The sequence below is a fragment of the Duganella sp. GW821-FHT07F09 genome (genome assembly GCF_059418705.1).
Genome location: NZ_JBWKQJ010000003.1, coordinates 154,826 through 166,978, shown reverse-complemented (window position 1 = coordinate 166,978; position 12,153 = coordinate 154,826). Strand labels below are relative to the sequence as shown.

The 12,153-nt window shown below is 64.7% G+C and carries 8 protein-coding genes; 1 reads left to right on the top strand and 7 read right to left on the bottom strand.

Going from position 1 to position 12,153, the window contains the following annotated elements:
- The first annotated feature begins 57 nt into the window (after positions 1-57).
- Positions 58-2,976, top strand: coding sequence for a glycoside hydrolase family 31 protein (locus tag AC07P1_RS09355; RefSeq protein ID WP_494695526.1), 2,919 nt, complete (start codon positions 58-60; stop codon positions 2,974-2,976).
- A 50-nt stretch (positions 2,977-3,026) separates the two neighbouring features.
- Here the strand turns inward: AC07P1_RS09355 and AC07P1_RS09350 are convergent, their stop codons facing one another.
- From AC07P1_RS09350 to AC07P1_RS09320, 7 genes are all read right to left on the bottom strand, one after another.
- On the bottom strand, positions 3,027-5,081 hold the full coding sequence (locus tag AC07P1_RS09350) for an alginate lyase family protein (protein ID WP_494695525.1): 2,055 nt from the start codon (positions 5,079-5,081) through the stop codon (positions 3,027-3,029).
- A gap of 366 nt (positions 5,082-5,447) precedes the next feature.
- Positions 5,448-6,605: a Gfo/Idh/MocA family protein gene (locus tag AC07P1_RS09345; protein ID WP_494695524.1), complete on the bottom strand. Its 1,158-nt coding sequence runs from the start codon at positions 6,603-6,605 to the stop codon at positions 5,448-5,450.
- Position 6,606: 1 nt separating this feature from the next.
- The gene (locus AC07P1_RS09340) at positions 6,607-7,662 is read right to left on the bottom strand and encodes a sugar phosphate isomerase/epimerase family protein (RefSeq protein WP_494695523.1); all 1,056 of its coding nucleotides are present in this window, start codon (positions 7,660-7,662) and stop codon (positions 6,607-6,609) included.
- 175 nt (positions 7,663-7,837) lie between these two features.
- Entirely contained in the window at positions 7,838-8,788 is a 951-nt protein-coding gene (locus tag AC07P1_RS09335; RefSeq protein WP_494695522.1) for a substrate-binding domain-containing protein, read from the bottom strand.
- Positions 8,789-8,807: 19 nt separating this feature from the next.
- Entirely contained in the window at positions 8,808-9,809 is a 1,002-nt protein-coding gene (locus tag AC07P1_RS09330; protein ID WP_494695521.1) for an ABC transporter permease, read from the bottom strand.
- Positions 9,787-11,277, bottom strand: a complete 1,491-nt coding sequence (locus tag AC07P1_RS09325; protein ID WP_494695520.1) for a sugar ABC transporter ATP-binding protein — start codon at positions 11,275-11,277, stop codon at positions 9,787-9,789. Before AC07P1_RS09325 ends, AC07P1_RS09330 begins: the two co-directional genes overlap by 23 nt.
- Before the next feature lie 12 nt (positions 11,278-11,289).
- A complete protein-coding gene (locus AC07P1_RS09320; protein WP_315213256.1) occupies positions 11,290-12,150 on the bottom strand; it encodes a sugar phosphate isomerase/epimerase in 861 nt (286 codons plus the stop codon).
- Positions 12,151-12,153: the final 3 nt, after the last annotated feature.

Here is a 12,153-nt window from a genome sequence, read left to right as displayed (position 1 = left end):
TTCAGCCCTATCCTGGCCGATCTACACGAGCCAGATCAATCACAAATGTGGAGACAAATGAACAAACATACAACGCTGCCGGCGGTCACGCTGCTTGCCGTTCTCGCCGCAAGCGCCGGCGCCGCTGCGAAAGCGCCCATCGGCCTCGACGCCAACGGCCACATGATGCCGGTCGCGGCTTCGCCGTCCTCCGCTTTCTCGTATTCCCCGATCGAGCACGGCGTCCAGATCCGCGTGGGCGGCATGACCAAGAACGTGATCTTCTACGGTCCGGAGACGGTCCGCGTCAACACCACCTTGGCTGGCAATTTCTGGCGCCACCCCAGCATCGTCGTCACCGGCAAGCCGGCCGCCATCGGCTTCAAAACCCGCGACGCCGCCGACACCCTGACCCTGGAAAGCAAACTGCTGCACATCGTCATCGACAAGGCCAGCGGCGCCCTCACCTTCCAGGACGCCAACGGCAAGGTCTATACGCGGGAACGCCAGGCAGCGCCGCAGTCCCTGAAAAAGATCGAGATCTCCGGCGCGCCCACCTACGAGGCGGAGAACACCTTCACGCTCAAGCCCGATGAAGGCATCTACGGCCTGGGCTTCGTGGGCCAGGGCGAACTCAATCGCCGCAACAAGGATTTGCTGCTGGTGCAGACCAATGTCGGCATCGTCATCCCGGTCATGATGTCTTCGGAGCGCTACGGCATCCTGTGGGACACCTACTCGAAGATGCGCTTCAAGGACACGCCCGATGGCGCCTCGCTGTGGGCGGAGAGCGCGCCGGGCGGGGTCGACTACTACTTCATGGGCGGCAGCACACTGGACAAGGTGGTGGCCGGCTACCGCGACCTCACCGGCCAGGCGCCGATGTACGCCAAGCAGGCCTTCGGCCTGTTCATGAGCAAGGAGCGCTACCAGACGCAGGCCCGCCTGCTGGAGGTGGCGCAAACGTTCCGCAAGGAGCAGTTCCCGCTCGACTACATCGTGCAGGACTGGCAGTACTGGGGCAGCGACAAGGACGGCACCTGGAGCGGCATGATCTGGAATCCCGAGCGCTTCCCCGATCCGAAGGGCATGACCAAGGCCCTCCACGACCTCAACCTCAAGTTGATGGTGTCGATCTGGCCGTCGATCGGCAACGACACGGCGCTGGCCAAGGAGCTCGACGAGAAAGGCCTGCGCTTCGAACCGCTGCACTGGATTTCCAAGAAGGCGCGCATCTACGACGCCTTCAGCCCGGCCGGACGCAAGATCTACTTCAAGCACGTCAAGCAGGGTCTGCTCGACGTCGGCGTCGACGCGCTGTGGATGGACGGCACCGAGGTGGAGGTCGGCACCGCCGTCCACGACGCCGGTGAAACCGAACGCGATATCAAGGGGCTGGGCGACAACGCCATGGGCGACTTCACCCGCTACCTCAATCCCTACTCGCTGATGACCACGCTTGGCACCTACGAGGGCCAGCGGGCCACCGGCAACAAGCGCGCCATGACCTTGACCCGTTCGGCCTGGGCCGGCGCGCAAAGGACGGCCGCCACCTCCTGGTCCGGCGACACCCGGGCCAGCTGGAAAACGTTACAGGAGCAGATCAACGGTGGCGTCAACGTCACCATCACCGGCAACCCGTACTGGACCCAGGATACCGGCGGCTTCTTCGTCAGCGGATTCCCCGGCGGTGAAAAAAACGCCTCCTACCGCGAGCTGTACGCGCGCTGGCTGCAATACGCCGCGTTCAATCCGCTGATGCGCATCCACGGCACCGACGTCGAGCGCGAGCCCTATCTGTTCAAGCAATCCGATCCCGAGATGTACAAGTCGCTGCGCGACGCCGTCCACCTGCGCTACCGGCTGCTGCCCTATATTTACAGCCTGAGCTGGAAGGTCACCCACGACGGCTACACGATGATGCGCGCGCTGCCGATGGACTTCCCGGATGACAAGGGCGTGCGCGACATCAACGACGCCTTCCAGTTCGGGCCGTCGTTCCTGGTCCACCCGGTCACGCGCCAGATGTACCGTTTCCAGCCGCCGCCGCCGGCCACCATTCCGGCCAGCGCGCTGCGCACGGCCGACGGCAAGCCGGGACTGGCCGGGCAGTACTTCGAGGGCACCGGTTTCGAAACACCGAAGGGTAAAACGCTGGACGCCACCATCGACTTCCAATGGCCGGGGCCACCGCTGGCCGACATTCCGGCCGGCCTCGCCAGCCTGGACAACTTCTCCGCGCGCTGGAGCGGGTCCATCGTGGCGCCGGAGGATGGCGAGTACGAACTGGGGCTGGAAGGCGACGACGGCTTCCGCCTGTTCATCGACGGCAAGCTCGCCGCCGAGGACTGGAAAAACGGCGGCAAGCGCTACGCCGGCACCAAAATCACGCTGAAGCGGGGGCAAAGCCTGCCGGTCAAGCTTGAATATTTCCAGGGCGGCAACGAGCGCAACCTGCGGCTGGTGTGGCGCACGCCGTCGCAACTGGCGGCCACGGCCAAGGATACCGGCAAACCGGATACCACGATGCAAACCTACCTGCCGGCCGGTGCCGACTGGTACGACTTCTGGACGCATGAACGCTTTGCCGGCGGCAAGACGGTCGGCAAGGACGTGCCGCTCGACGTCTTCCCGCTATACGTGCGCGCCGGCGCCATCGTGCCGATGGGGCCGGTGGTGCAATACGCGACCGAACGGCCGGACGCGCCATACGAGGTGCGCGTCTATCCCGGCGCCGACGGCAAGTTCACCGTCTACGAGGACGACAACGAAACCTACGATTACGAAAAAGGGCGTTACGCGACCTACGACCTGACCTGGAACGACGCCGCCAAGTCGCTCACTGTCGGCGCCCGCAAAGGCGCCTACCCGGGCCTGGTCAAGACGCGCAAGCTCAATATCGTGCTGGTGAACCCGAAGAACGCCACCGCGATCGAGCCGGCCGCCGCCACCAAGTCCATCACCTATACCGGCAAGCCGGTGTCGGTGAAGTTCTAGTCCGGGTCCACCGGGTCGTCGCCGGCGCCGCCGGCGACGACATCCACCATCTAGTGAACCGGCGTGGCGCTGTCCTCGGGGGAGTTGGCGCTGGTGCCGGCGGCGTTGTCCGCCGCGACGGTGTAGTAGTAGGTGGTGCCGTTGCTGACCGACTTGTCCGTGTAGCTGCCGTCGCTGACGTCCATCGCGATGGTCGAGTATGGACCGCCGCTGGAGGTGGCGCGCTTCACGGTATAGCTGGTGGCGCCGAACGACCGCTGCCAGCGCAGCGGGACCGCCCCGTCGCCCGGCGAGGCCAGCAGCGCGGCCGGCGCGGCGGGAACGACGCTTGGCGCGCCACCGTCGCCGCCCGTGATCTGGACGTTGCTGAAGGTGGAGCTATTCAGCGTGCCGTTGGCGACCGAGGCGACCACCAGGCCGGCATAGATCGTGTCGGGAAGCGGCCCCTGGATGCGGCCGACGTCGGTGGCGGCCCAGTTGGTGCCGTCGGGCGAGATATAGCCGGTGATGACGTTGCCGATGCGCTCGAGCTTGACCCAGTACGAGGGTGTGGAGCTGGCGATGGCGAGCGCCTTGTTGCCGTAGTTCTCACCGCCGTACACCGCGAGCCCCGGCATGTTCTGTTCGGCCTGGATCCGGTTGGTGATCGCCATCCAGGCGCGCGGGGCGCCTTGTTCCAGGCTGGTGCGCATCATCACGCCGGCCTTGGCGGACAGGTTGGTGTTCTGGACCGACTCGACTTTCGCGACGATGGCGCCGTCGCCGGTGAGGGCCTTGTAGGAAAAGTGGCAGCTATCGTTCGTGCCCCACATCTCGGCGCCCGCCCCCAGCACGGTCCATTTGCCGTTGGCATAAGCGGCCGAGCCGGCCGGCTTGGCGCCGCCGATATCGATGCTGCTAAAGCCCGAGGTGACCGAGGTGGTCGAAGGAATCGGCAGCGCCGGCCCTGGCGTCGCCGTCGAAGTGTCGGCATCCCTCAGGAACATGAAGCTACGGCTGTCCACCGGCAGCGTGAGCCGCCGTTGAGCGATGAACGGTGCCTGCATGCCCTTGCGGACCACGTAGGCGCTATAAATCTGATTCAGCGCGATGTTCCCGCCGCCCCAGCCGCGATTGGTATAGTCGCCGGTGTAGTAGGCATCGGTGGTGCCAAACGGCAGGAAGGGCGTGGGCGCGAGCGAGTTGACCCGAGCGAAATACTCGCCGGCCGCCAGCAGTCGGTCGTCAAAATCGGAATAGATGTCGATGCCCTGCTTCCACAACGCCTCGGCGAGCATGGTCAGCGACAGCAACTGGCCGTGGGCGTGTCCCTGGTCGCGCAGCGAGTCGCCGAGCATGCCGATGTCGTTGGAGCTGCGCAGCCCGATGTGGGCCAGCGTGCGGGCCTGGTAGACGACCTTGTCCAGCGCCTCGGCGTCGTCGTTAAAGATGGCCAACATCCCGAGGGAGACCAGTGCCAGCGCGCCCTTGTTGGCGGCGCCGAACATATGTTCGCCATAGGGGTTCGATGCCGGCATCAGCACGTCTTTGAAATAGGTCTTCACCATGGCCGTGTCGCCCTCCGTCCAGCCCGGCCAAGTGCCGCGCAGGATGTCGGCGCCGCCAACGAACATGTAGGCGTAGTCGCCCAGATCGAGCATCGACTCGCGGCCCGAGAACTCGGTATGGGTGGTGGCCCAGGCCAGCAGGATCGCGCGCGCCTTCTTAGCGTACTCTTCGTTGCCGGTGAAATACCACATCCGCGAGAGGTTCCAGATCGCCATCATGTCGCTGCGCCATACGCCGAGATTCACGTCGGGGGCCCGGCTGACGGTTTCCCTTGGGCCCGCCATGCCGTAGGTAAGCTTGGACCTGCCATCGTTCGCCAGTTGGACATAGGCGGACTTCCATGGTTCCACGTCCTGGTCCACTTTCGCCTTGAGCGCGGCGAGATCCGAGACCGTCAGCGGCGTGCCCGGGTGAATGAACATGCGGGGTTCGGCCGCGCCGGCATGGGCCGGGAGCAGCGCTGAGCTCAAGGCCAACGCGGCGGCGCCCACGCAGCCGCGCAACGTCGACACCAGCGACGAGGTGCGGATATGCGCCGGGATTGGTCGGATTTCCAAAGGCCATGCTCCCAAATGGTTTCTCATCGGTATCCCTCATCAATAAACAGTGCGAACCGGCGCGTGGCTATCGCCGCTTCGGCTACAGCCTCGCACATCCAGTCATTAATTATGGCAGGAATATTTCTTTCGGGCAATGTATTTCATATATCCTATGCAGAATACCCCACGAACAGCTCCGCGCTGTTGAATGCGGAGGATAGGTGTTCTTAACGTCGTCCACGCGTGCAGGTCGAGGCCGCCGTCCCTGATCAGCGGCCGACTCCGGTCACTCCGGGCTCCAGCCGCAATTCGCTGATCTGCTTAAATCCGCTGCTGGACTGGGGTGAATTTTGGCGAAATCCAGTTTGACAACCAAGGGCTGGTTTATTCAGCTATTTTGATCCAGCGCGAACCCTGCCGGCTGCTTTCCATCGCCGCGTCCATGAACTTCAGGCCGGCGACGCCATCGCCGACATCCGGCATGCCCTGGGTCAGCTCGGGCATGGCCTGCCCCGCGTCGATGGCATGGATCTGCGCGGCGGCATCACGGTACAGCTGCGCGAACGCTTCCAGATAGCCTTCTGGATGACCGGACGGCACGCGGGTGGCCGCATCGGCGGCCGCGCTGCGCACCCGTCCGCGCGTCAGGCGCTGGGCGCAGCCGCCCTGCGGCGTGAGCCACAGTTCGTTCGGATTTTCCTGCTCGAAGCTCAGGCTGGCCTTGGTGCCGTACACGCGCAGGCGCAGGCCGTTCTCGCAGCCGGTCGCCATCTGGCTGCTCCACAGCATGCCGCGCGCGCCGTTGGCGTAGCGCAGCATGACCTGCACGTGGTCGTCGAGCCGCCGGCCGGGAGTGAACGCGTGCAGCTCGGCCAGGATCTCGTTCGGCAGCATGCCGCTGACGTAGCCGGCCAGATGATAGGCATGGCTGCCGATATCGCCCAGGCAGCCGTTCGGCCCGGCGCGCAACGGATCGTTGTGCCAGTTGTTGCGCTGGTAATCCTCGCTCTGGTTGGCCGCCTCGGCCAGCCAGTCCTGCGGATATTCCACGTGCACCAGCCGTATCTCGCCGATCTCGCCGGCCGCCACCATCGCGCGCGCGTGCCGCACCATCGGATAGCCGGCGTAGACGTGGGTCAACGCGAACACCTTGTTGCGCTCGCGCGCCAAGGCCGCCAGCGCCTCGCCCTCGGCCAGCGAGATCGCCAGCGGCTTGTCGCAGATGACGTGAATGCCCGCTTCCAGGAAAGCCGTCGCCATCGGCGCGTGCAGGTAATTGGGCGTGACGATGGCGACCGCGTCGATGCCGTCCGGCCGGGCCGCTTCCGCGCGCGCCATCTCGTTGTAATCCGCGTAGCTGCGCCCCGAGCCGAGACGCAGGCCGGCGGCGCTGGCCGCCGCTTTTTCCGGATTGCTGGACAGATTGGCCGCCACCAGTTCGTAGCAGTCGTCCAGGCGGCCGGCGATGCGGTGCACCGCGCCGATAAAGGCGCCGTCGCCGCCGCCCACCATGCCCAGCCGAAGTCGTCGTTGCACACTCATGTCAGTTCTCCAGTCCCATCAACGCGCGCACTTGTTGCAGGTCCGCGCCGCTGCCGGCGAAATCGTCAAACGCCCGTCCGGCCACGCGAATGATGTGGCTGCGGATGAAGTCCGCGCCTTCGCGGGCGCCGTCCTCGGGGTGCTTGAGCGCGCATTCCCATTCCAGCACCGCCCAGCCCGGATAGTCGTATTGCGCCATCTTCGAGAAGATCGCCTTGAAGTCGATCTGGCCGTCGCCCAGCGAGCGGAAGCGCCCCGCGCGCTCCTGCCAGCCCAGGTAGCCGCCGTACACGCCTTGCCGCCCGTTGGGACGGAACTCGGCGTCCTTGACGTGGAAGGCCTTGATGCGCTCGTGATAGATGTCGATGAAGGCCAGGTAGTCCAGCTGTTGCAGCACGAAGTGGCTCGGGTCGTACAGGATGTTGGCGCGCTTGTGGCCGCCCACCGCGTCCAGGAAGCGCTCGAAGGTCACGCCGTCGTGCAGGTCCTCGCCGGGATGCAGTTCATAACAGATGTCGACGCCGGCATCCTCGAAGGCGTCGAGGATCGGCAGCCAGCGGCGGCCCAGCTCGGCGAACGCCTCCTCGACCAGTCCGGCCGGTCGCTGCGGCCACGGATACAGGTAGGGCCAGGCCAGCGCGCCGGAGAAGCTGACATGGGCCGCCAGTCCCAAGCGCTTGGACGCGCGCGCGGCGCGCAGCAACTGGTCGACGGCCCAGGCCTGGCGCGCCACCGGATTGCCGCGCACGTGCGCAGGCGCGAAACCGTCGAACAGCGCGTCGTAGGCTGGATGCACGGCGACCAGTTGGCCCTGCAAATGGGTCGACAGTTCCGAGATCTGCAAGCCGTGCGAGGCCAGCAGCGCGACGATGTCGTCGCAATAAGCCTGGCTGTCGGCGGCCTGCTCCAGGTCGAACAGGCGCGGATCGCACGGCAGCTGGATGGCTTTGTAGCCCAGGCCCGAGGCCCAGCCTGCCAGATTCTCGAGGCTGTCGAACGGGACGTCATCGCCCATGAACTGCGCCAGGAAGATGGCCGGTCCCTTAATTGTTTTCATACTGAGCTCCTGCGTTATGCCGCTAAGTTAAGGCTAAGTCGATTCTCGTAGGGCGGATTAGGCGGAACGCCGTAATCGGCCATGCATGTGCCGTCGGCGGCTCAACCATGGCCGATTACGCTGCGCTAATCCGCCCTACGTGGTTCCGTTGGCCGCTTGATTTCGCGGTGTTGGATTAATACGGCGAATCGGCGAAATAGAACTGCTTGGCGTTCTCACGCGTGATCAGTACCGATGGAATGACGGTCTTGGCCGGCAAGGCTTCGCCTTTGAGGCGGGCGGTGGCGGTCATCTTGATGGCGTCGTAGATGAACTTGGGCGAATACGAGACGTTGGCCTGGATCAGCTTGTCGCCATCGATGATTTTCTTGACCGCGGTCTTGGCGCCGGCGCCGCCGAACACCTCCTTGATATCGGTGCGCTTGGCTTGCTCGATGGCCTTGACCACGCCGATGGCCATGTCGTCATCGGCCGCCCAGACCGCGTCGATCTGCTTGAAGCGGGTCAGGTAATCCTGCATGACCTTGAAGGCGTCGTCGCGGTTCCAGTTGCCGTATTTGGTGTCGAGCACCTTGATGCCTGGATTGGCCTTCAACGCTGCGTTGAAGGCGTCGACCCGCTCGTTGTCCAGGGTGCTGGGCATGCCGCGCAGTATGACGATATTGCCCTTGCCGCCCAGCTTCTTGGCCAGGTATTCGGCCGGCAACTTGCCGAAGGCGGTGTTGTCGCCCGCCACGTAGGCGTTCTGCGCAGCCGGATTGGTCAAGCCACGATCGACCACGGTGACGTAGACACCCTTGTTTTTCAGCTGCATCACCGGCTGGGTCAGCGAGGCCGATTCCAGCGGGAAGATCACCAGCGCGTTGATCTTGTTCACCACCAGCATGTCCTGCAGCTGATTGGCCTGGTCCGGCGTGCTGGCGGCCGTCTTGATGATGACCTTGAGCGTCGGATTGGCCGCCTCCAGCTCCTTCTTGGCCTGGTTGGCCCACCAGACGATGCCGCCGGTGAAGCCGTGGGTCGCGGTCGGGATCGCCACGCCGAGCGTGACTTTTTCAGCGGAGATGGCCGACCCTGCGGCAACTGCCAACAGGCAGGCGCTAACGATGCGTTTCATTGTGATCATTGTGTTCCTCTTCTTAAAATTAACGACGGCCACGCTGCATATAGGCGACGGTGATGATCACCACCCCTTGCACGGCAGCGTTCAGGTGGACGCTGATGATGCTGGTCAGGTTGACGATATTGCCGATCACCGACAACAGGATGGCGCCGATGACGGTGCCCATGATGCGTCCCGATCCGCCCTTGAGCGAGGTGCCGCCGACGACGACGGCGGCGATCGCCTCCAGCTCCCACAGAATCCCGGTGGTTGGGGTGGCCGAGCCCAGGCGCGGCACGTACAGGATGGTGGCGATGGCCACGCACACGCCCAGCAGCAAATACGTCAGCACCTTGATCTTGTCGACGCGGATGGCGGCGTAGCTGGCGACCTGCTCGTTCGAGCCGATGGCCTGTACATGCTGGCCGAAGGCGGTGCGGTTCAGGATCACCGCGCCGCCGACGGCCACCAGCAGGAACACCAGCACCGGAATCGGCACGCCCAGCACGCTTTGATAGTAGACCGGGCTGTAGACGTCGGAGACGGTGCTGTCGAGGGTCAGCGCGCCGCCATCGGACAGATAAGTCAAGGTGGCGCGGAAGATACCCAGGGTGCCCAAGGTGGCGATGAACGGTTCGATGCGGCCGCGCGTGACCAGCAGGCCGTGGGCTCCGCCCAGCACCCCGCCCATCAGCAGCGCCAGCGCACAGCCCAGCATCACGGTTGCAACGGGGTCGAGCGGTTGCGCCGAACCGGCGGCGGCGTTCATCAGCATGATCATGGCGCCGGCGATCAGCGCGGCCATCGATCCGACCGACAGGTCGATGCCGCCGGAGACGATGACGAAAGTCATGCCGACCGCGATGATGCCGATAAAGGCGGTGCGGGTCAGCACGTTCATCAGGTTTTCGACGGTGGCGAAATCGGGATTCAACAGGCCGCCCGCGATACATAGCAGAACCAGCGCGATGACGGGGCCATAGCCCCGGAAGCGCGACAGTCCCGGCAGCGCGAATGGAACTTTAGTGGTGGGTGTCGGTTGCATGGGAGATCAATTCTTCTTCGGTGAGATGGTCGTGGTCCAGCATCGCTTGCAGCTTGCCGCCGTGCAGGATCGCCACGCGGTGGCACAGGCCGATCAGTTCGATCAGCTCGGACGAGATGACGATGACGGCCCTGCCCTCGGCCGCCAGGCGGTGGATCAGTTGGTAAATATCGCGCTTGGCGCCGACATCGACGCCACGGGTCGGCTCGTCGAGCACCACCACGCGCGGATCGCTGTGGAGGTATTTGGCCAGCGCCAGCTTTTGCTGGTTGCCGCCGGACAGGGAGCCGGCCTTGCAGTCGATGTCGCGCAGGCGGATGCCGAAATCGGCGATCGCCTTGTCCAGCGCCGCGCGGCCGCCCTTCAGGTCCAGCCACGGCTTGGAGTCGCGTTCCAAGGTCATCATCGTGAGGTTTTCGCGCAGGCCCAGTTCCACGTGCAGGCCCTTGCCCTTGCGATCCTCGCTCAGGTAGGTTAGGCCGTGCAGCATGGCCTGGCGTGGATTGCGTATGTCGACCGGCGCACCATCGATTTCGATCCGCGCCGACGAGCGCGGGCGCAGGCCCAGCAGGGCTTCGAAAGCCTCGGTGCGGCCGGCGCCGACCAGGCCGCCGAAGCCGAGGATTTCCCCTGCGCGCACCTCGAAGCTCAGGTCGCGCACCCAGCCCGGCACGCTCAGGCCCTCGACCTTGAGCAGTGGCCTGGCGTCCGGCGCCGGCAATTGCTTGGCCACGAACATGTCCGACACGTCGCGCCCCACCATCAGGTTGGCCATCTGGTGGCGGTCGATGTCGGCGGTCACCGCGCGGGTGACGAAGCGGCCGTCGCGCATCACGACCACCTCATCGGTGTTGGCCTCCATCTCGTCGAGCTTGTGCGAGATGTAGACGATGGTCACGCCCTCGGACTTGAGCCGCGCCATCAGCTCGAACAGCTTGCGCGTTTCGCCGGACGACAGGCTGGCCGTGGGCTCGTCCATGATCAGCAGGCGGGCCTTGCGGCTAAGCGCCTTGGCGATTTCCACCAGTTGTTTTTCGGCGACGATCAGGTCGGCCACCTTGGTGTCCGGACTGACGTTGAGCCCCACCTGCTCCAGGCAGGCGGCGGCGCCGGCGCGCATGGCCTTGGTGTCCAGCAGCCAGCCGCTGGTTTTCTCATGGCCGAGGAAGATGTTTTGCGTGATCGTCAAATGCTCGGCCAGATTGAATTCCTGGTGGATCAGCGCGATGCCCAGCGCCTCCGCCTGGCGCGCGTCGGCGAAGTCGCGCGCCATGCCGTCTATCAGCAGCTGGCCGCCGGTCGGCCGCTCGTAGCCGGCCAGGATCTTCATCAGGGTCGACTTGCCGGCGCCGTTCTCGCCCAGCAGGCCGTAGACGCGGCCAGGCTCGAGCGCGAAGTCGACTCCGTGCAGCACGCGCACGGGGCCGAACTCCTTGACGATGTGTTGAAAATGTACTGACAAGCTCATGTAGTTCCCTGGTTAGCGCGCCGGCAGCTTGGCCAACACCGCTTGCAGGCCGCGCATCGACGCCGCCACCGATTCCAGCTGGCCCATGCCGTTCGGATACTCCTCCTGCTCGACGATGATCCATTTGGTGCCGCCGACGCTGCGCACCGCCTTGGTCAGGCCGGCCCAGTCGGTCTTGTCCTGGCCGATGATGCTGACGCCCTCGGTGCCCTTGACGAACTTGGCCTTGTAATGCGTGGTCACGGTGCGGCCCGGATACTCTTTCACGAAGTCGATCGGGTCCTTGCCGGCATAGGTGGTCCAGCCCACGTCCTGCTGCAGGATGAAGTTCTTGGGCGTGTTCTTGGCCAGCAGGTCCCAGTTGGTCTGGCCCTTATCGCCTAGCATTTCCGCTTCATGGTTGTGATAGCCCAGCTTCATGCCCTGCGCGTCCAGCTTGACCGACAAGGCGCTCAGTTCCTTGGCCAGTTCGGTCGAACCTTCCTTGCTGGCGGCCCGGTCGTCCATCGAAATGATCAGATGGTCGCAACCGAGCTGCTTGTAGAAGTCGGTGGTGGCCTTGAAGTTGGCCGCGTTGAGCTGGTCGACACGCATGTGGGCGCCGGCGCATTGCAGTCCCTTCTTCCTCAAAAAGGCTTTCAGACCGGCCGGATCGGCCTTGTACTTGCCGAACTCGCCGGCGAACTCGACACCCTGGAAGCCCAGCTTGGACAGCTTGTCCAGGGTGCCCTCGAAGTCCTGCTTGACCTCGTCCTTGACCGACCACAGCTGCACGCCCAGCAGCGGGCTGGTGGCGGCCTGCGCGGACGCGGCGCCCAGGGTGAAGCAGAGCGTCAGGGATAATGCCAGGGCCTTGCGTTGGTATGTTTTCATTAT

Coding starts and splice junctions, on each gene's coding strand:
- AC07P1_RS09355 (WP_494695526.1), top strand. CDS start 58: ATGAACAAACATACAACGCTGCCGGCGGTCACGCTGCTTGCCGTTCTC.
- AC07P1_RS09345 (WP_494695524.1), bottom strand. CDS start 6,605: ATGAGTGTGCAACGACGACTTCGGCTGGGCATGGTGGGCGGCGGCGAC.
- AC07P1_RS09340 (WP_494695523.1), bottom strand. CDS start 7,662: ATGAAAACAATTAAGGGACCGGCCATCTTCCTGGCGCAGTTCATGGGC.
- AC07P1_RS09335 (WP_494695522.1), bottom strand. CDS start 8,788: ATGATCACAATGAAACGCATCGTTAGCGCCTGCCTGTTGGCAGTTGCC.
- AC07P1_RS09330 (WP_494695521.1), bottom strand. CDS start 9,809: ATGCAACCGACACCCACCACTAAAGTTCCATTCGCGCTGCCGGGACTG.
- AC07P1_RS09325 (WP_494695520.1), bottom strand. CDS start 11,277: ATGAGCTTGTCAGTACATTTTCAACACATCGTCAAGGAGTTCGGCCCC.
- AC07P1_RS09320 (WP_315213256.1), bottom strand. CDS start 12,150: ATGAAAACATACCAACGCAAGGCCCTGGCATTATCCCTGACGCTCTGC.